Below are 19,743 nucleotides of genomic sequence, written 5' to 3' on the forward strand. Positions count from 1 at the left end.
CCTGCCCCCGGCCGCGGGACTCATCCCTCGTGGTGGCCCCCTACGGGTCCGTACATCTGGAGTCGGATACCGATCCAGCCGCCAGGGCTGACGACTGATGTGGCGCGCGCCACTACCTTCGGATTGTGACTGTGATCGCGACCGAAAGCCTGAGCAAGCGGTTCCCCCGGGTGACCGCGCTTGACCGGCTCTCCTTGGACATCGGCCCCGGTGTGACCGGCCTGGTGGGTTCCAACGGAGCCGGCAAGTCCACATTGATCAAGATCCTGCTGGGTCTGTCCCCCGCCACCGAAGGCCGGGCCGCCGTGCTCGGGCTCGACGTCGCCACCAGTGGTGCCGCCATCCGGGAACGGGTCGGCTACATGCCCGAGCACGACTGCCTGCCACCGGACGTCTCGGCCACCGAGTTCGTCGTCCACATGGCACGGATGTCCGGACTGCCGCCGACGGCAGCGCGCGAGCGCACCGCCGACACGCTCCGGCACGTGGGTCTCTACGAGGAGCGCTACCGCCCCATCGGCGGCTACTCGACCGGCATGAAGCAGCGCGTGAAGCTGGCGCAGGCGCTGGTCCACGACCCGCAGCTGGTCCTGCTCGACGAGCCGACCAACGGCCTCGACCCGGTCGGCCGCGACGAGATGCTCGGGCTGATCCGCCGCGTCCACACCGACTTCGGCATCTCGGTCCTGGTCACCTCGCACCTCCTGGGCGAGCTGGAACGCACCTGCGACCATGTCGTCGTCATCGACGGCGGCACGCTCCTGCGCTCCAGCTCCACCAGCGACTTCACCCAGACCACCACGACCCTCGCGGTCGAGGTCACCGACAGCGACACCCACCCGGACGGCACCGACGCACTGCGCCAGGTCCTCACCCGGGCCGGCGTGAAGTTCATCGGCCATGACGGTCTCGATGCGCAGGGGCTGCCCGGCGCGGGCCACATCCTGCTGGTCGAGGCGACCGGCGACGAGACGTACGACATCGTGCGCGACGGCGTCGCCGGGCTCGGGCTCGGCCTCGTACGGATGGAGCAGCGGCGCCATCACATCGCCGAGGTCTTCCGTACCGAAGAGGCACCCGCGTCCGCACTCGCGGCGCAGAGCGTGCCCGCGACCGCGGAACGCCTGACAGCAGAAGGGGAGCGGTCGTGATGAGTACCGAGACCGGGACCGTGACCGGGAGCGAGACCTCCCGCATCCACAACATCGGGTACCGCTCCTACGACGGCCAGCGGCTGGGCCGTGGCTATGCGCGGCGCTCGCTCTACTCGCAGTCCCTGCGCGGTGCTTTCGGACTCGGCCGTTCCGCCAAGTCCAAGGTGCTGCCGATGCTGCTCTTCGGCGTGATGTGCATGATCGCGGCGATTATCGTCGCCGTCGCCATCGCCACCCCCGGATCGACGGCCCTGCCGATCAAGTACACCGCCTTCGCGATCTATCTCCAGGCCGTGATCGGCCTCTTCCTTGCCGCGCAGGCACCGCAGTCGGTCTCCCGGGACCTGCGTTTCAAGAGCGTGCCGCTGTACTTCTCGCGGCCGATCGAACGGGTCGACTACGTCGTGGCCAAGCTGGCGGCCATGGCGACCGCGCTCTTCATTCTCACCGGGGCGCCGCTCGTCATCCTCTATGCGGGCGCGCTGCTCGGGAAGTTCGACTTCGCCGACCAGACCAAGGGATTCGGACAGGGACTGGTCTCGGTGGCGCTGCTCTCCGTGCTCTTCGCCGCGCTGGGCCTGGTGATGGCCGCGCTGACACCGCGCCGCGGCTTCGGTGTCGCCGCGGTGATCGCCGTACTGACCATCACCTACGGCGCGGTCTCCACGGTCCAGGCCATCGCCTGGCAGACGGGCTCCGCCGGGGCGATCGAGTGGCTGGGGCTCTTCTCCCCCATCACGCTGATCGGCGGCCTGCAGACCGCGTTCCTCGGGGCCAACTCGGCCTTCCCCGGAGGGGCGGCCCCGGATGCCGGGGTCGGTGCGGTCTATCTGATCGTTGTTCTCGCGCTCGTCGCCGGCTCGTACGCCGTACTGATGCGCCGCTACCGGAGGGTCGGGCTGTGACCACCATCGAGATCGACCACACCTCGCGCTGGTTCGGCAATGTGGTCGCCGTCAACGACGTGAGCATGACGGTGGGGCCGGGCGTCACCGGTCTGCTCGGGCCGAACGGCGCCGGAAAGTCCACTCTGATCAACATGATGGCCGGCTTCCTCGCCCCGTCGACGGGCGCGGTCACGCTGGACGGCAGGGCGATCTGGCGCAACGAAGCCGTGTACAAGGAGATCGGGATCGTGCCGGAGCGGGAGGGCATGTACGACTTCCTGACCGGCCGCGAGTTCGTCGTCGCCAACGCGGAGCTCCAGGGGCTCGGCGACGCGGAGGCGCGGAAGGCGCTGGCCACGGTCGAGATGGAGTACGCGCAGGACCGCAAGATCTCGACGTACAGCAAGGGCATGCGCCAGCGCGTGAAGATGGCGTCCGCCCTGGTCCATGAACCGTCCGTGCTGCTGCTGGACGAGCCGTTCAACGGCATGGACCCGCGCCAGCGGATGCAGCTGATGGAACTGCTGCGACGGATGGGTGCAGAGGGCCGTACGGTGCTCTTCTCCTCCCACATCCTCGAAGAGGTGGAGCAACTCGCCTCCCACATCGAGGTGATCGTGGCAGGACGGCACGCGGCGTCCGGCGACTTCCGCAGGATCCGCCGTCTGATGACGGACCGCCCGCACCGCTATCTCGTACGGTCCAGCGACGACCGCGCCCTCGCCGCCGCGCTGATCGCAGACCCGTCGACGGCCGGTATCGAGGTGGACCTGGGCGAACGGGCCCTGCGTATCCAGGCGGTCGACTTCGGACGCTTCACCGAGCTGCTGCCGAAGGTCGCACGTGAGCACGGAATTCGTCTTCTGACCGTTTCGCCGTCCGACGAGTCCCTTGAATCGGTCTTTTCCTATCTCGTAGCGGCCTGAGTAGTGGCCTGAAAGGAGCTGTGAAGCGTCATGTACGACCCCACAGTCGCCCGGCTCACCTACCGGGCCCTGCTCGGCCGGCGCCGGGCCGCCATCCTGTTCGTCCTGCCGGCGCTGCTGGTGGTCATCGCCGTCGCGGTGCGGGCGTTCGCCGGGTCCGACGACCAGGTGGCCTCGGACGTGCTGGGCGGCTTCGCCATCGCCACGATGGTGCCGCTGATCGGTGTGATCGCCGGAACCGGGGCCATCGGCCCTGAGATCGACGACGGATCGATCGTCTACCTGCTGGCCAAGCCGGTGAAGCGGCCGACGATCATCTTCACCAAGCTGATCGTGGCCATCGCCGTGACGATGGTCTTCTCCGCGCTGCCCACGCTGGTCGCGGGCCTGATCCTCAACGGCAACGGCCAGCAGATCGCGGTGGCCTACACCATCGCGGCACTGGTCGCCTCGATCGCGTACAGCGCGCTGTTCCTGCTGCTGGGCACCGTCAGCCGGCACGCGGTCGTCTTCGGCCTCGTCTACGCGCTGGTGTGGGAGGCCCTGTTCGGCACCCTGGTGCCCGGGGCGCGCACGCTCAGCGTCCAGCAGTGGTCCCTCGCGGTCGCCGAGAAGGTCGGCGGGGCGGGCGCGATCACCTCCGACGTCGGACTGCCGGCCGCGACGGTCCTGCTGGCCGCGGTCACGGTGGTGGCGACCTGGTACGCGGGCCAGAAGCTGCGCACGCTGAAGCTGGCCGGGGAGGAGTGACCGGGGGTCTGCCTCCCGGCGCAGCCACCCGAGTGCTCCGTTCCTGATCTCTCCGGAACTCGTCAACCCTCGCCTCCTGGGCGGGGGTTGACGCATTTCGGACAGTCGTACGCGTAACTGTATGGTTATCGGTTCGTTGGGCAGGGTGCGTGGAGGCAACTGGGATCTGTGGCGTCGTAGCTTTCGTGAAACAGGGATTGCCGATGCCGGCGAGGGAGTACCCGCCGGGTCGGTCATTGAGTGAGTGGCAACCGTGAGCGTCCTCCGCCCCTCGAAGCCCGGGACAGGGCTGCCCGTCGTCGGTTTCACGATCGGAAGGCATGTCCATGCCCATAGAAGTCGCCCTGCTCGAATCGCGTGCGCTGCGCGTGGAGCAGATGGAGCGCGTCGATGTCCTCGACAAGGTCAAGAGCCTTGTCATGCTCCCGGACGGAATTCACCTTCGCACAGAGGATGTGGCTCGTTACTTCGAAGTATCCACAACCGCCGTCAGGAGGCTTACCGACCGCCATCAGAACGAGTTGGTGGAGAACGGGATGCAGGTGCTGCGCGGCGCTGACCTGCGCTCCTTCCATAGCGACATGATGTCGCTATGGGCGGGGGTGGTGCCGGAAAGTTATCCACAGGCAGCGACGCGGCTCCGCGTCCACACCCGCAGGACCGTCCTCAACGTCGCGATGCTTCTTCGCGACAGCGACATCGCCCGATGCGTCCGTACGTATCTGCTCGACGCCGAGCAGGACCTGCGCGCGGGGTACGCCTCCCTCGAACACCGCGTCACCCGGGTGGAGAGCTGCCTCGCCGGAGTCGGCACCGCGCTTCAGGAGCTCGGGCCCGTCCTCAACCGGATGTCGCACCGGCTCGACAGCCTCGACCGGAGGCTGGACGTCACGCATCAGGTCGTCGGCGCCATGAGTGTGCGACTGGGCCACATGTCCGAGGACATCGTCCGTATCGACGGCAGGATGGCTCAACTCGCCCGCAACCTGAAGGATCTGAGCCGCCGCAACAGCAAGCAGCGCTGATCCGGCAGGAGTTCTCGGCCTTCCGGCGCCGCCCGGAGAAGAGCACCGCCCCGAAAACGGGTGGCGTCGAAAGGCCGTCCCCGGCACAGTGATGGGGACGGCACCCGCCGACACGCACACCACAGGCCGGGAGAGGAGCGCGACGATGACCGAGAGTCCGAGTCCGTCGAGTTCCCCGCAGGGCGGACCCGAGCCGGCGCCGGAGTAGTCACCGACGACTCCGCCCTGCCGCTCGGAGCGGAACGCCCGGGGCGGCCCTGTCTGCGCATCGCGCGGCCGCCCACCCGGAGGATTGGCCGAGTGGTAAGGCAGCGGCTTGCTAAGCCGTCGTCGGGGCCGTGAACCCCGCGCGCGTTCGATCCGCGCATCCTCCGCCGCAGCAGGGCCGCGTACCGGTACGCGGCCCCGATCCACGCACCTAGGGCTGGAGCAGCTGTTCCAGCACCACAGCGATGCCGTCGTCCTCGTTGGACGCGGTGATCTCCTGGGCCACGGCCTTCAGGTCCTCGTGCGCGTTGGCCATCGCCACGCCCCGACGGGCCCAGGCGAACATCGGGATGTCGTTCGGCATGTCGCCGAAGGCCAGGGTGTCCGCGGCCTTCACGCCCAGCCGGCGCGCGGCCAGCGAGAGCCCGGTCGCCTTGCTCAGCCCCAGCGGCAGGATCTCCACCACACCCGGACCGGCCATGACCACGTCCACGAGGTTGCCGACGGCCGCGCGCGCGGCCTTCGCCAGAGCGTCGTCGTCCAGATCGGGATGCTGGATGTAGACCTTGTTCAGGGGCGCGGACCACAGCTCGGCCGGGTCCTCCACGAAGACGGCCGGAAGCGGACCTTCCTGTACCCGGTAGCCGGGGCCGACCATCACTTCGCCGTCGAGCCCGTCGCGGCTCGCCGCCAGGGCCAGCGGACCGACCTCGGCCTCGACCTTGGACAGCGCGAGACCGGCCAGCTGCCGGTCCAGCGTCAGCGAGGTCAGCAGCTTGCGCTCGCCCGCGTGGTAGACCTGCGCGCCCTGGCCGCAGACGGCGAGCCCTTCGTAGCCCAGGTCGTCCAGGATGTGGCGGGTCCAGGGGACCGCGCGCCCGGTGACGATGATGTGCGCGGCACCGGCCGCGGTGACCGCGGCCAGTGCCTCACGGGTGCGCTCGGAGACCGTGTCGTCGTTACGCAGCAGCGTGCCGTCGAGATCGGTCGCGACGAGCTTGTACGGAAAGGTCACTTGGCGACCGGCTCCAGAACCTCGCGCCCGCCCAGATACGGCCGGAGCACCTCGGGCACCCGTACCGAACCGTCGGCCAGCTGGTGGTTCTCCAGAATCGCCACGATCGTGCGCGGTACGGCGCAGAGCGTGCCGTTCAGCGTGGACAGCGGCTGGAGCACCTTCTTGCCGTCGCGGGTGTCGCGCATCCGGACGGACAGGCGGCGGGCCTGGAATCCGTTGCAGTTCGACGCGGACGTCAGCTCGCGGTACTTGCCCTGCGTCGGGATCCACGCCTCGCAGTCGAACTTCCGGGAGGCCGAGGCGCCCAGGTCGCCGGTGGCGACGTCGATCACCTGGAAGGGCAGCTCAAGAGCGGTGAGCCACTGCTTCTCCCAGTCGAGGAGCCTGCGGTGCTCCGCCTCGGCGTCCGCCGGGTCGACGTACGAGAACATCTCGACCTTGTCGAACTGGTGCACCCGGAAGATGCCCCGGGTGTCCTTGCCGTACGTACCGGCCTCACGGCGGTAGCAGGGCGAGAAGCCCGCGTAGCGCAGCGGCAGCTTCTCGGCGTCGATGATCTCGTCCATGTGGTACGCGGCGAGCGGGACCTCGGAGGTGCCGACCAGGTAGTAGTCGTCCTTCTCCAGGTGGTACACGTTCTCCGCGGCCTGGCCGAGGAATCCGGTGCCTTCCATGGCGCGCGGGCGGACCAGCGCCGGTGTCAGCATCGGGATGAAGCCGGCCTCGCCGGCCTGCGCGATCGCGGCGTTGACGAGGGCCAGCTCCAGCAGCGCGCCGACACCCGTCAGGTAGTAGAAGCGCGAGCCGGAGACCTTGGCGCCACGCTCCATGTCGATGGCACCGAGCTTCTCGCCGAGCTCCAGGTGGTCCTTGGGCTCGAAGCCCTCGGCCCCGAAGTCACGGATCGTTCCGTGTGTCTCCAGGACGACGAAGTCCTCCTCGCCGCCGACCGGCACGTCCTCGTGGACGATGTTGCCGATCTGGAGCATCAGGCGCTTGGCCTCGGCGTCGGCCTCGTCCTGTGCGGCGTCGGCGGCCTTGACGTCGGCCTTCAGCTGCTCGGCCTTCTTGAGCAGCTCGGCGCGCTCGTCGGGCGAGGCCTTGGGGATGAGCTTGCCGAGCGCTTTCTGCTCGGAGCGGAGTTCGTCGAAGCGGACACCGGACGACCTGCGCCGCTCGTCGGCGGAGAGAAGGGCGTCGACGAGTTCGACGTCCTCTCCACGGGCGCGCTGGGAGGCGCGAACACGGTCGGGGTCCTCACGGAGCAGGCGAAGGTCAATCACCCCTCCAGGCTACCGGTGTGCACTTCCCCCGCTCGAACCGATATTGCCGAGCGTGTCACTTTGCCCTAATTGCCTGAATTGGCAATGCTGAGGGAGATTGTGCGGCCGGGGTGGATCCCGATCGTCAATAAAAAGAGCCTACTCGCCTAAATGGGGCAGAAGGCTTCACTCGTCTTGACGTATCCCCCTTGCCTGGAGGGGCAGTTGATCGTTGCTTGTCCACAGGCTCCCGAGCTTCCGAAAGTTATCCACAGGGTGTGAAGAAGATCTGTGGATGCCGGAGGGTGCCATTCCGAAAGCTGCGTGATGGCTCGCGGATTTCCCGTTCAAACCCACTTCAGACGCTCGTTCGGGTGGGAATTTCCCGTCCTAAAGAGTTGATCAATGGAATTGGGGCGACACGGGGCGCCTCGGGTGACCTGCCGGCCTGTGGACGCATCTGGGCCGACTGGAGCAATTTGTCGACCATGTCGCTTGAGGGTGTCGACTTGTCCCCAGGTCGAGAACCATCCCTGTGGATAACTTTGTGGATGCCAAAAATCGGCAGATAGCACCGGCGGCGACGCGTTGGGCATCGACGGCGTGGGCGGCGACGGCGTTGGGCTTCGACGGCGCGCTGAGACCCGGGAGGAGGCCGATTCGCTCCCGTCCCGCAGGACCGAAGTCCTGTCAGCTCCTCGCGTCCCCGGTTCCCGATTCCGTCAGCCTCGGCCGTCCAGGTTCCTGGCCAGCCAGTCGGAGGCCTCCGTGAACGCGGTGTCCGACGTTCCCGCACGCAGCGGCCGCACGTCCTGCAAGGCCACGCCTGCCCGCGGGTACGAACCCAGGAAGCGCACCTTCGGGCAGATCCGCTTCAGCCCCATCAGCGCCTCGCCGACCCGGCGGTCCGCGATGTGCCCCTCGGCGTCCACCGCGAAGCAGTAGTTGCCGATGCCGGCCCCCGTCGGCCGCGACTGGATCAGCATCAGGTTCACCCCGCGCACCGCGAACTCCTGGAGCAGTTCGAGCAGGGCACCGGGGTGGTCCTCGCCCAGCCAGATGACCACCGACGTCTTGTCCGCGCCCGTCGGCGCCGCCGGCCGGGCGGGGCGGCCCACCAGGACGAAGCGGGTCTGCGCGTTCACCGCGTCATGGATCTCGGTCACCAGCGGTTCGAGGCCGTACGTGGCCGCCGCGAACTCACCGGCGAAGGCGGCGTCGTACCGGCCCTCCTGCACCAGCCGGGCGCCGTCCGCGTTGGAGGCCGCCGACTCCCACACGGCGTCCGGGAGGTGGGCGGCCAGCCAGTTGCGCACCTGCGGCTGTGCGGCCGGGTGCGCGGTGACCGACTTGATGTCGGACAGCTTGGTACCGGGCCGCACCAGCAGCGCGAAGGTGATGGAGAGCAGCACCTCGCGGTAGATCATCAGCGGCTCGCCGGTGGTCAGCTCGTCGAGCGTCGCGGTGATGCCGCCCTCGACGGAGTTCTCGATCGGCACGAGCGCCGCCGCGGCGGCCCCGCTGCGTACCGCGTCCAGAGCGGCCGGTACGGAGACCATCGGGACGAGTTCGCGGGTGGCGGCTTCCGGGAGCGTACGGAGGGCGACCTCGGTGAAGGTGCCTTCGGGGCCGAGATAGGCGTAGCGCGTGGCGGACATACCGTCACCCTAATGCGCCCCGGTGGCTCAGGACTCCAGCAGCCGCTGCCCCACGTACTCGCCGTCCGCCGCACCGCCCGGCACCGCGAACAGGCCGCTCGCCTCGTGCCGGATGAACGGGGACAGGGCGTCGCCCCGGTCCAGCTTGCGCTGCACCGGGACGAACCCGCGCAGCGGATCCGCCTGCCAGCAGATGAACAGCAGACCGGCGTCCGGAGTGCCGTCCGCCGAGATGCCGTCGTGGTACGAGAAGGGGCGTCGCAGCATGGCCGCGCCGCTGTTCTTCTCGGGGGAGGAGATCCGGGCGTGGGCGTTGTCCGGGACCAGGAGCTTGCCGTCGGGGCCGGCTCTGTCGAGGTCCAACGCGGTGGTCTCGGTGCCGCCGCTCAGCGGAGCGCCGTCCTTCTTCCGGCGCCCTATGACCTGCTCCTGTCGTTGCACCGGGAGCTTCTCCCAGTCGTCGAGCAGCATCCTGATCCGGCGCACGACCGCGTACGAGCCGCCCGCGAGCCAGCCGTACTTCGCGTCGGTTCCACTGGGGACGAAGATACGGCGCTCGAAGTCGCTCTCGGTCGGTTTCGGGTTGTTGGTGCCGTCGACCTGGCCCATCAGATTGCGGGCGGTCATCGGCCGGGCCGTGGCGCCGGGGGCGCGGTTGAAGCCGTTCATCTGCCAGCGGACCCTGGCGGCGGGGGCGGCCTCCTTCTGCACGGCACGCAGTGCGTGGAAGGCGACGAGCGCGTCGTCCGCGCCGATCTGGACCCAGAGGTCACCGTTGGAGCGCCCGGCGTCGATGTGGTCGGAGGAGAAGGGCGGCAGCGGGTCGAGCCCCGGTGGGCGGTTGCCGGTCAGGCCCGTGCGTTCGAAGAAGGTCCGGCCGAAGCCGAAGGTGACGGTCAGCGAGGACGGTCCGGCATCCAGCGCGATCCCGGTGTCATGGTCCGGACCGTCCGCCGCGCCGTCCCCGGCCGGATCGCCGGCCATCAGGCGCCCGGCCGCGGCCGACCACCGGCGCATCAGGGCAGCGGCTTCCTTGCGTCCGGCACCGGGCACCAGGTCGAAGGCGACGAGATGGCCGCGCGCCTGGAGCGGAGTGGTGATCCCCGGTTGATGTTTCCCGTGAAACATCACCTGGGTGGAGCCGACCGTGGTCAGTGCGGCGGCTTCGTCGGGCCGGGTCGCGGCATAGCCTGTCGCGCCGCCCGCCGCGCCCAGCACCAGCCCGGTCGCACCGGCCGCGCCCGCGCTGCCGATCAGCCGACGCCGGGAGATGCCTCCGCCGCCACGGGCACCGTCGTCCCCGCTGGCCACGTCGTCCCGGGCTCCACCGGCCCGGGTCTTCCTGCTGCTGTCTGTGCTCACGATCCTGCTCAACCGATCTTCACGTTCTTGTCGATGGTCGTCTGATCGATGTCCGAGGTACGGACGGTCAGGGCGACCTTCCAGTTGCCCGGCATCGGGATCTGGACGCCGTCGGCGGTCCAGTGGCCCTCGGTCAGCCGGGCGGGGACGACGGGGAGCGGGCCGATGTCCTTGGACTCCAGCGTGAAGGCGACCTTCACCTCGGGGACGTCCATGGCCTTTCCGTCCGCGCCGTCGATCCAGATGTGGAGCTCATTGGCGCCGGTACCGGCGGGGGTGATCTCCATCCGCACCGTTCCCCTGCCGTTCGTGCCGCCCGTGTCGAAGGGCAGCTTCAAGCTGACCGGGCCTTCGGCCGCCGGGGCGCTCGCCGTCGTCGACGCGCGGGCCGCTTCTTCCTCGGTACGCGCCGGCTCGGTCGAGGTCAGTACGGTCGTCACCGCCAGCAGCGCGACGGCGACTCCCACTTCCGCCAGCACCGACCGGCGGAGCCCGGACCGTTCGGGGTCGGCGTCGCGGATCCGCTTCTTCTGGGCGGTGGCCACGGCGGCCTGCTGCCGGGCGAGTTGAGCCGCCCGCGCGGGGTCCTCGGCCGTGGGCGCCGATGTGCCCGGGGCCTGGGCCTCGTCGGACGCCGCTTCATGGGGCCTCTCACCGTCCCCGGCCCTGGACCCCGTCTCCGCACCGCCCCCGCCCGCGATCAGGCGCGCCGTCCAGCGCCGCGAGAACCAGGCGACCCCGACCAGGACGGCGACGAGCCCCACCTTCACGAGCAGCAGTTGCCCGTATCCGGTGCCGGTGAGCGCGGACCAGGTGCCGACCTGGCGCCAGGACTGATAGATCCCGGTCGCGGTGAGCACGATCACGCTGCCGAACGCGATGCCGGAGAAGCGCCGTACGGCGGTGGCGTCGATGCCGGGGGTCCGGTAGAGCGCGACCAGCAGGGCCGTGAGACCACCGAGCCAGGCGGCGACGGCCAGCAGATGGAGGACGTCGACCGGCATGGCGATACCGGGCTGGATCCCGGTGGAGGCGTGCTCGGCGAGCGCCCATGTACCGGCGATCCCGGCGGCGATCACCGTGCCGCCGATGGCCAGCCCGAAGGTGAGGTCCTTCTTCTCGCGCTCGTCCTCGCGCTTGGCGTAGGCCCCGAAGAGCACGGCGATGAACAGCGCGGATGCGCCGAGCAGCAGCAGCCGGGAGACGAGTGCGGCACCGGGCTTGGTGTCGAGCACGGCCTTCAGTCCGTCGAGGTCGAAGGCGTCCGCGAGCTTCCCCGATCCGGTGTACGGGTTGCGCAGGAGCAGCATGGCCAGGGTGGCGACGGTGAGGGTCATCCAGCCGCGTACGACCAGGCGCTGGAGGGGGCGTGCACCCGCCCCGCGCTGCCAGCAGGCCAGTACGAAGGCGGAGCCGCCGGCCAGCAGGATGAAACCGGCGTACGCGGCGTAGCGCGCGATGTCGTAGAGGGTGCCGACGAGGCCGCCACCGGCCTCGTCCGTCGGGAGTGCCACGGCGGTCTTCGAGGGTGCTCCGACGGAGAAGGTGAAGGCGCCGGACACGGGGTGGCTGTCCGCGGACACGGCCTGCCAGGCGACGGTGTACGTCCCGTCGGGCAGTCCGGCGTGCAGCGAGACACCGTACTTCACGGTGGATCCGCTCTGCAGATCACGGGGCGCGGCGCCGGTGTCGGCGCGTTTGCCGGCGGGATCCAGGATCCGGATGGAGCCGTCGCCGAGGGCGACCTGCTCGGAGAAGGTGAGCGTGACCTCCTTGGGGGCGGTGGCGACCACCGCCCCGTCCTGCGGATCGCTCCCGGTCAGTGCGGCATGCGCGGACGCCGGGCCCGCGCCTCCCAGCAACAGGCCGAACACCATGCCGACGACGGCGGCGAGAAGCGCGGCCGCGGCGAGTGGACGACGTGTCGAGGGAGTGGACGGGGGCGGTCCGAAGTGCGGGGCGGTGGCTGTCATGACGAGTCAGTCCCTCACTGCTTCTTCGGGTTGTGGGTGGTCTCCTTCACGGGAAGGTCGACCTTTATCGGGTCGGCCTTCTCGAAGTGCAGCTCCACGGACACCTTCTCGCCCTGCTTGGGCCGCTGCTTGAGTTTCATGAACATGATGTGGTTCCCGCCGCGCTCCAGATCCAGCTCGCCGCCCGCGGGCACGTCGAAGGACGTCACCATGCGCATCGTCTGGTTCTTCGTCTCGTGGATCGTTATGTCGTCGGAGAGGGGGCTGGTGACGGAGGTGAGCCGGTCGGACGTCCCGCCGCTGTTCTTCACGACGAGGAATCCGGCCGCCATGTCGCTGACGGGCTGCGGCATGAACGCGCCGGTCACCTTCAGCTCGGGCTTGCCGTCCGAGGACGAGCAACCCGCCAGCGTCAGCCCCGTGGTGAGGGCTATGACGCCGGCGAGGGTGGTGCGGCGGTTCACGGGGTCTCTCCCTTGACGATCTTGGGCAGGTCCTTGGTGTAGTCGTCGGGCGAGGTGTCCTCGCTGTAGACGAGGTAGCCCTTGTCGGTCTTCGGGGAGAACGCGATGACCTGGGACCCGTGCATCGAGACGACCGTGCCGTCCTTCTCCTTCTTCGGCGCGTCGATGCCGATGCCGATCTGGCGTGCGCCCGCCTGGATGGTCGGGAAGTCGCCGGTGAGGCCGATGAAGGAGGCGTCCTGGGACTTGAGCCAGCTGCCGAGCGAGGACGGGGTGTCCCGCTCGGGGTCGGTGGTCACGAAGACGACCTGGAGCTTTTCCTGGTCGGCCTTGGGCAGCGACTTCTTGGCGATGGCGATGTTACTCATGATGAGCGGGCAGACGTCGGGGCAGTTGGTGTAGCCGAAGTAGATCAGGGTCGGCTTGCCCTTGGTCCGCTCCCGGAGGTCGTACTTCTTGCCGTGGGTGTCGGTGAGGACGAGATCCGGCTTGGTGAACGGCTGGTCCAGGACGGTCGCGGCCTTGGTCTTCGCCTGGACCGACACGTCGGCGATGGGCTTCTTGGCGCTGTCATCGCTGCTGCCGCAGGCGGACAGGGTGAGCGCGGCCGCGGCGACGAACGCCGCGGCCAGCACCGTTTTCTTGGGCATGGAGCACTGATTCCTGGTGGTGGGTGGGACGGGTGGAGCTGTGGATCAGGCGGTGCGGCGGCGGCCGGCGAGGACGCCGAAGGCCACGCCCGCCACGCCGACGACGATGCCGACGATGCCGAGGACCCGGGCCGTGGTGTCGCTGGAGGAGGTGTCCGAGGCGGCCGTCGTCTGCTTGTCCGTTGCCTTGGCGCCGGCGTCGGCACCCTTGGCGCCGGCGGCCGCGCCGTGCTCGCCGGTGGTCGGCGCGGTCAGCGCGAGGACGGGCGCCGGGCTCTCGGGCTCGGCGGCGCCGGCCTTCTGCTCCTCGATCCAGCGGACGACTTCCTTGTTGTCGTACGTCTGGATGGCCTTGAACACCAGCTGGTCGGCGTCCTCGGGGAGCTGGCCGATGGAGAGCGGGAACTGCTGGAAGTCACCGGGGCGGATGCCGCGCGCGTCCTTGTCGCCCTCGGCGGTCCAGGTGACCTTGGAGACGGCCTCGTTGATCTTCTTGCCGTGCATCTCCATCGGCTTGGCCAGCTTGCTCTTGGTGACCTCGATGTCCCAGCCGGGTACGGCCTGCGGCATGACGGAGGCCAGCGGGTGGTCGGTCGGGAAGTTGACCTCGACCTTGGTCGTCGAGGCGTTGTCGCGCTCGTTGGGGACCTTGAAGTTGACGGTGGCGTAACCGCCCTTGGCGGCCTCGCCCTGCGGCTGCACGCTGACGTGCGCGGAGGCCGTACCGGCGAGGATCAGGACGGTGGACGCGGCGACGCCGCCGGCGAGGGCGATGCGGGAAACGTTCATGACAGGGATCACTCCACGGAAGCACGAAGGAAAGGTGGTCCGGCGCGCGGGTGCGCGACGGCATCACGACACCTCTCCTCTTCCCCCTGAGCGGCGCGTATGCGCCGACCGGGTACGGCACGGAGCGGTCCGTGCGCCGGATGGAGGGTGTCGCGTCAGGCTGCGAGCGCGTACGCGGGCGGCGGACCGCGCCTGATCACCAGGTGCTGCAACGGGTCCCCGGTGGCGGGGGGCGGGGCGTCGACCGCCGTACGGGCGATGCGCGGCCCGGTCGTCGGACCGCCGGGAAGGCCGGCGCGCAGGGCGTCGACGAGGGCGAGCGCCGCGCGCAGGGCGCGCAGCCGGGCCCCGGCCGCTATCTGCTGGGCGCCGTGCGCGGACAGCCGGACCAGTCGGAACAGGGCGATCTCGCCGCGGCGCAGCAGCCAGCCGGTGGCCGCCGCGGCCAGCAGATGGCCGAGCAGCATGGGCAGGTCGGGCAGCAGGGCGGCGAGGGCGGCCGGATCCGTGCCGGACGCGGCGGCGACGTGGTGGTCACCGGCCGTCACCGACGCCGGGTCGATGCCCGCGGTGGTGACGATGCGGTGCGCCTCGGCGGCGCTCAGCTGGGCCGGCCCGGCCCCGCACACGAGGCTTGCCGCGAACCGGATCAACGAGTCGTCGCCCGCCGCGGTGTTCGCCGGGGTGCCGTGCGTACCCATGCCGAACAGGGAGTGCAGGGCGATCTGTCCGCCGGCCAGGGCGGCGGCGATGGACCGCAGCGAACGCTCGCGTCCGGCGAACGGTGCCACCACCGCGAACATCCCCAGGAACCCGGCAAGCAGGGTCCACCAGGGGACGGCGGCGCAGGAAGCCAGGGAGTGACCTGCCGCGGACAGCGCGACGCAGACCGCGGTGAACACCGCGGCCCTCATGAGCCGCAGACCGGCTCCGGCGCGTGCGACAGGCATAGACATGGCGGGGCCATCATCGCACCGAGCACCGGGACTCCGTACGGCAGGTCCGGAAGGTCGCCTTCCGTCCGGTTGGGTCCACCGGCCGGGCATACACGGGTGCACGGAGAGCTGGTATCCGCCGAATGAGCGGTCTCACATCAGGTCTGTGCTTACGAATGGTGTTGCGCGGCAATACGTATCGGTATGTCGAGCCGCAGCCAGGAGGCTGGAGCATGAGCATCTGGTGGTCCCTCCATTTGCGGCGCGAGGCTGCCAGCGTTCCGCTGGCCCGTCGCTTCCTGCTGGGCACCATGGAGACCGCGGGAGTGGACCCGGACATCTCCTTCGATCTGTCGGTCGCACTCAGCGAGGCCTGTGCGAACGCCGTCGAGCACGGCGGTGACCACAGGGTTCAGGAAGACCAGGAAGGCCAGGGCGTTCCGCGGGATCCGTGGGACGTATGGGACGAGCTGCCCGGGGCGGCCTCCGGACAGTACCGGGTCACCGCTTATCTGGACGGCGAGAAGTGCCGTATCGAGGTCGCCGATTCGGGGCCCGGCTTTCCCGCCCGGCGCCCGCTCCGCACCTCCGCACAGCAGCGCGGGACTCAGCAGCACGAAACCCATCAGCAGCACGAACCGCAGTACCCGCCGCTCAACGCCGAGGACGGACGGGGCCTCTGTCTGATCGAGCAGCTCGCCGACCACGTGCACTTCGGCAACCGCCCCGGCAGCGGTGCCGTCGTCAGCTTCGACAAGGTCCTGAAATGGCGGAAGGACGCTCTGCTCATGGTGTCCTGAGCAGAGCGTCCTTCGCCGGGACTTCCCGGTTTCCCGGCTTCCCGGGGCTTCCGGTCCTTCCCGGGTCGTCCCGGGTGTTTCGGGTCAGCCCTTGAGCCGGGCCATCCATTCCTCGACCTCGTCGGCCCGACGCGGCAGCTTGTCGGAGAGGTTCCGGTTGCCGTCCTCGGTGACGAGGATGTCGTCCTCGATCCGGACGCCGATGCCCCGGTACTCCTCGGGCACGGTCAGGTCGTCGGTCTGGAAGTACAGACCGGGCTCGACCGTGAGGCAGACGCCGGGCTCCAGCGTTCCGTTGACGTACGACTCGGTGCGCGCGGCGGCGCAGTCGTGGACGTCCATGCCGAGCATGTGACCGGTGCCGTGCAGCGTCCAGCGGCGCTGGAGCCCCAGCTCCAGGACCTTGTCCACGGACAGGTCGCCCAGCAGGCCCCACTCGACGAGCTTCTCGGCGAGCACCCGCTGTGCGGCGTCGTGGAAGTCGCGGAAGTCGGCGCCGGGCTTGACGGCGGCGATGCCCGCCTCCTGGGCCTCGTACACGGCGTCGTAGATCTTCCGCTGCAGCGGCGTGAACGTGCCGTTGATCGGCAGGGTGCGGGTCACGTCGGCGGTGTAGAGGTCGTTGGTCTCCACACCGGCGTCGAGCAGCAGCAGCTCGCCGGAGCGCACCGCGCCGTCGTTGCGCACCCAGTGCAGGGTGGTGGCGTGCGGGCCGGCCGCGCAGATCGAGCCGTAGCCGATGTCGTTGCCCTCGATGCGGGCACGCAGGAAGAAGGTGCCCTCGATGTAGCGCTCGCTCGTCGCCTCGGCCTTGTCGAGGACCTTCACGACGTCCTCGAAGCCCCGCGCGGTGGCGTCGCAGGCCTTCTCCAGCTCGGCGATCTCGAAGGCGTCCTTGACCAGCCGGGCCTCGGAGAGGAAGACGCGCAGCTCCTCGTCGCGCTCCGCGGTGACCTTGTCGGTCAGCGCGGCCTCGATGCCGGCGTCGTGGCCGCGGACGTTGCGGACCGGGCCGGTGGCCTCGGTCAGCGCGGCGGGGAGCTCGCGTACGTCCTTCGCCGGGATGCCCAGCAGCTGCTCGGCCTCGGCGAGGGAGTGGCGGCGGCCGACCCACAGCTCGCCCTGGCCGTCGAGCCAGAACTCGCCGTTCTCACGGTTGGAGCGCGGCAGCAGGTGGATGGTCGCCTCGTGACCGTCCTCGGTCGGCTCCAGGACGAGGACGCCGTCCTGGGTCTGGTCGCCGGTGAGGTACGCGTACTCGGTGGAGGAGCGGAAGGCGTACTCGGTGTCATTGGAGCGGGTCTTCAGGTTGCCCGCGGGGATGACCAGTCGCTCACCGGGGAAACGCGCGGAGAGCGCGGCGCGGCGGGCGGCCGTGTGTGCGGCCTGGGCGATCGGTTCGAGGCCGTGCAGTTCGGTATCGGCCCAACCCGACTTCATGTTCGCGGCGAGTTCATCGGAGACGCCCGGGTACAGGCCGTTCTTCCGCTGCTTGACCGTCTCTTCTTCCTCGGTCTCCGGGTTCTCCGGGATGAGCTCCTCAGCCACGATTTGTCTCTCCTTGATACGACACTGGACCCCGTCCATCGTACGGGCGTACGGAAGGGGGCACAGGGCCGGAGGACCTGTTACACGGCCGGGCCGGGGAATGCCGGGGCGCTCAGTCGAAACGCGCGGCCAGGACGACCACGTCCTCCGCGTCGTCGTCGCGGTCGAGCCCGTCCGGCAGCACGGTGCGCAGCACATGGTCGGCGACGGCTCCGGCGTCGAGGCGCATCGCCTTCGGCACGGAAGCGGCCGCCGAGTGGAGCCGCGCGAACGCCCGGTCCGTCGAGTCGCCGGTGCGGCGCAGCAGTCCGTCGGTGCAGAGCAGTACGGTCTCGCCGGGCGCCGGGGTGATCTCCACGCTGGGCGCCTCCCAGCAGGCGAGCATGCCCAGCGGCGCGGAGACCGAGGTCTCCACGAACTCGGTGCGCCGGTCGCCGATCACGAGCGGCGGGGTATGGCCCGCGCCGGCCAGCAGGATCTTGCGTTCGGCGGGTTCGCAGTAGGCGAACAGCGCGGTCGCCGTACGGGCCGGTTCGGTGAGCCGCAGCAGCAGCTCCAGGTCCGAGAGCACGGCGACCGGATCCTCGCCCTCCATCACCGCGTACGCCCGCAGGCCGGCCCGCAGCCGTCCCATGGCGGCCAGGGCGCTGGGCCCGGAGCCGTTCACCGAGCCCACGGCGAGACCGAGCGCACCCTCCGGCAGCGCCAGCGCGTCGTACCAGTCGCCACCGCCCTGCGGCGCCCGGCGGTGGCGGGCGGCCAGCTGTACGCCGGCGACCCGGGGCAGCCTGCTGGGCAGCAGCTCCTCCGTGACGGTGGCGATGTCGGCCCTGGCCCGCTCCAGTTCCAGCAGCCTGGCCAGGTGCTCACCGGCATACCCGGCGTAGAGCCCGGCGAGATGGCGCTGGCGCTCCAGGGGTTCGGCGGGTTCGTCGTACAGCCAGACGGCGGCACCGAGTCTGCCGGTCGCCTCGGCGGTGATCGGCACGGCGTAGCTGGCGGCGTATCCGAGCCGGGCGGCGACTTCGCGGCGGCGGGGGTCCAGGCCGGTGTCGCCTGGCAGGTCGGGGGTGGTCAGCGCTCCTTCGGTGTCCGGGAGCCCCTCCAGGATCCGGCCGTAGGAGGTGGCGGTGCGCGGCACCGTCTCGATCAGTCCGAGCTCGGCATGGGCGAGCCCGAGGCCGATGGTGCTCACGGGGCCGCGGCGGTCGGACGGTTCGAGGACGACCAGGCCGCGGCGGGCGCCGACCAGGGTGGCTCCGGCGTCCAGCAGCTCGTGGAGCGCGTCGTCGAGGGTGCCGGTTCTGGCCAGCCGCTCGGTGAGTTCGTGCAACGTGGTGAGGTCGGAGACCCAGCCGGCGAGCCGGTCCTGGATGAAGGCTCCCGGGGCGGACGGCACTTCGGACAGGGACCCGGCAGTGTGCGCTGAAACCGGAACTGTGGGATCGATTCCAGCCACTTTCGGCAGGTGTGGGGCGCTCATGGACGTCTGCTTTCCGACCAGTGCGTTTCGTCGAATAGCATCGCAAACCCCCATGTCATTCTGCGCCGCTATCAGTGCATCCGCATGTACACGTGCACCACATGTACACGCACAAGTGAGGCGATGTCCAGCATTGTCACCACGGGAAATGTGGTGTCCAAGAGACCGTCAAGTTGGCCTAAAAATGCACCCTGCGACAGCCATTTGCGGTCGACTGGGCGTGCTCGACAGGGGGTGTTCTCGGGGTGAAGTCCTAGAGGGAGCGTCATTTCGGGCATGCTGGGTACGTAATCGATGAAGGTCAGGGGCAGTTCTGATCGCCCCGGAACCCGGCAGACGGCCCGGACGTCCTCTCTTGTGACGGCCACGCCCCCACCCCCGAGTGGCGGGGTTTGCACCCTGGGACGGCAGGCGCGATACATGCGCTGCTCCTCGCCATGCTTGTCCGGACCTGCTCGTCCGGACCCGTCTCGCACCTGCTCGAATCGGCTCGGCCCATGCTCGGTACCGACGACCCACCCGTACCGCAGACCTGAAGAGCATGTACGCACAGTGAAGTGATGCACACGTACGGCAGTTCGCACGTGGTGCGATGTGGACCCTCGGCGTTCAACGGAAAGGAACGAGCGCTCATGCGCGAGATCCTCGGAAGGCGACGCAGGCTCCGGCTCCGGCGCAGGGGAAGGCCCGCCCAGCTCGACGCGGCCCTGACCTGCGCCACCGCATGGCAGTGGCCGGTGCTTCCCGGAGTAGGACCGGAGGCGGCCGGTGGTCGCGGTGGCCGTGGCCGTGGTTGCGCCTGTCCCGATCCCGAGTGCGCCGTGCCCGGCGCACATCCCTTCGATCCCGGTC

General features: G+C 69.6%; 16 protein-coding genes, 1 tRNA gene and 2 pseudogenes. 8 read left to right on the forward strand and 11 right to left on the reverse strand.

The features are described from left to right. Positions 1–170: 170 nt before the first annotated feature. The 6 genes and pseudogenes from ACFV8T_RS36760 to ACFV8T_RS36785 form a co-directional block, all read left to right on the forward strand. Positions 171–1,158, forward strand: a pseudogene (locus ACFV8T_RS36760) (ABC transporter ATP-binding protein); the annotation flags it as partial. Continuing rightward, positions 1,151–2,059 (forward strand): ABC transporter permease, encoded by a 909-nt coding sequence (locus tag ACFV8T_RS36765; protein WP_385336042.1) that lies wholly within the window; start codon positions 1,151–1,153, stop codon positions 2,057–2,059. The pseudogene ACFV8T_RS36760 and the gene ACFV8T_RS36765, both read left to right, overlap by 8 nt. Then, positions 2,056–2,967 carry an ABC transporter ATP-binding protein gene (locus ACFV8T_RS36770; RefSeq protein WP_385336069.1) on the forward strand — a complete coding sequence of 304 codons (912 nt, stop codon included), beginning with the start codon at positions 2,056–2,058 and terminating at the stop codon, positions 2,965–2,967. Before ACFV8T_RS36765 ends, ACFV8T_RS36770 begins: the two co-directional genes overlap by 4 nt. Before the next feature lie 30 nt (positions 2,968–2,997). Further along, positions 2,998–3,717 (forward strand): ABC transporter permease, encoded by a 720-nt coding sequence (locus tag ACFV8T_RS36775; RefSeq protein WP_385336044.1) that lies wholly within the window; start codon positions 2,998–3,000, stop codon positions 3,715–3,717. 326 nt (positions 3,718–4,043) lie between these two features. Next, positions 4,044–4,742 carry a hypothetical protein gene (locus ACFV8T_RS36780; protein ID WP_385336070.1) on the forward strand — a complete coding sequence of 233 codons (699 nt, stop codon included), beginning with the start codon at positions 4,044–4,046 and terminating at the stop codon, positions 4,740–4,742. Between the two features lie 286 nt (positions 4,743–5,028). Further along, positions 5,029–5,116 (forward strand) — tRNA-Ser (locus ACFV8T_RS36785). A 44-nt stretch (positions 5,117–5,160) separates the two neighbouring features. Here ACFV8T_RS36785 and ACFV8T_RS36790 read toward each other — a convergent pair. The 9 genes from ACFV8T_RS36790 to ACFV8T_RS36830 form a co-directional block, all read right to left on the reverse strand. Beyond that, positions 5,161–5,964, reverse strand: a complete 804-nt coding sequence (locus tag ACFV8T_RS36790) for an HAD family hydrolase (RefSeq protein ID WP_266416690.1) — start codon at positions 5,962–5,964, stop codon at positions 5,161–5,163. Continuing rightward, a complete protein-coding gene (serS, locus tag ACFV8T_RS36795) occupies positions 5,961–7,250 on the reverse strand; it encodes a serine--tRNA ligase (RefSeq protein WP_266416688.1) in 1,290 nt (429 codons plus the stop codon). Before serS ends, ACFV8T_RS36790 begins: the two co-directional genes overlap by 4 nt. Before the next feature lie 701 nt (positions 7,251–7,951). Beyond that, positions 7,952–8,887, reverse strand: coding sequence for a prephenate dehydratase (gene pheA, locus ACFV8T_RS36800; protein WP_385336046.1), 936 nt, complete (start codon positions 8,885–8,887; stop codon positions 7,952–7,954). Positions 8,888–8,914: 27 nt separating this feature from the next. After that, positions 8,915–10,198, reverse strand: a complete 1,284-nt coding sequence (gene efeB, locus ACFV8T_RS36805; RefSeq protein WP_385336072.1) for an iron uptake transporter deferrochelatase/peroxidase subunit — start codon at positions 10,196–10,198, stop codon at positions 8,915–8,917. Positions 10,199–10,257: 59 nt separating this feature from the next. Beyond that, positions 10,258–12,222 (reverse strand): copper resistance CopC/CopD family protein, encoded by a 1,965-nt coding sequence (locus ACFV8T_RS36810; RefSeq protein WP_385336048.1) that lies wholly within the window; start codon positions 12,220–12,222, stop codon positions 10,258–10,260. A 14-nt stretch (positions 12,223–12,236) separates the two neighbouring features. Next, positions 12,237–12,686, reverse strand: a complete 450-nt coding sequence (locus tag ACFV8T_RS36815; protein WP_385336050.1) for a copper chaperone PCu(A)C — start codon at positions 12,684–12,686, stop codon at positions 12,237–12,239. Next, a complete protein-coding gene (locus ACFV8T_RS36820; RefSeq protein WP_385336052.1) occupies positions 12,683–13,336 on the reverse strand; it encodes an SCO family protein in 654 nt (217 codons plus the stop codon). Before ACFV8T_RS36820 ends, ACFV8T_RS36815 begins: the two co-directional genes overlap by 4 nt. A gap of 45 nt (positions 13,337–13,381) precedes the next feature. After that, the gene (locus tag ACFV8T_RS36825) at positions 13,382–14,125 is read right to left on the reverse strand and encodes a YcnI family protein (protein ID WP_385336054.1); all 744 of its coding nucleotides are present in this window, start codon (positions 14,123–14,125) and stop codon (positions 13,382–13,384) included. A gap of 155 nt (positions 14,126–14,280) precedes the next feature. Next, positions 14,281–15,081 carry a hypothetical protein gene (locus tag ACFV8T_RS36830; RefSeq protein WP_385336056.1) on the reverse strand — a complete coding sequence of 267 codons (801 nt, stop codon included), beginning with the start codon at positions 15,079–15,081 and terminating at the stop codon, positions 14,281–14,283. Between the two features lie 212 nt (positions 15,082–15,293). On the opposite strand from ACFV8T_RS36830, the gene ACFV8T_RS36835 reads away from it, so the two are divergent. Next, positions 15,294–15,860 (forward strand): ATP-binding protein, encoded by a 567-nt coding sequence (locus ACFV8T_RS36835; protein WP_385336058.1) that lies wholly within the window; start codon positions 15,294–15,296, stop codon positions 15,858–15,860. An 84-nt stretch (positions 15,861–15,944) separates the two neighbouring features. Here the strand turns inward: ACFV8T_RS36835 and ACFV8T_RS36840 are convergent, their stop codons facing one another. After that, entirely contained in the window at positions 15,945–17,408 is a 1,464-nt protein-coding gene (locus ACFV8T_RS36840) for an aminopeptidase P family protein (RefSeq protein WP_385336060.1), read from the reverse strand. 112 nt (positions 17,409–17,520) lie between these two features. Further along, positions 17,521–18,891, reverse strand: coding sequence for a PP2C family protein-serine/threonine phosphatase (locus ACFV8T_RS36845; protein WP_385336062.1), 1,371 nt, complete (start codon positions 18,889–18,891; stop codon positions 17,521–17,523). 632 nt (positions 18,892–19,523) lie between these two features. On the opposite strand from ACFV8T_RS36845, the pseudogene ACFV8T_RS36850 reads away from it, so the two are divergent. Next, positions 19,524–19,743, forward strand: a pseudogene (locus ACFV8T_RS36850) (DNA primase); the annotation flags it as partial.

This window comes from Streptomyces sp. NPDC059832 (genome assembly GCF_042731715.1).
Lineage (GTDB): Bacteria > Actinomycetota > Actinomycetes > Streptomycetales > Streptomycetaceae > Streptomyces.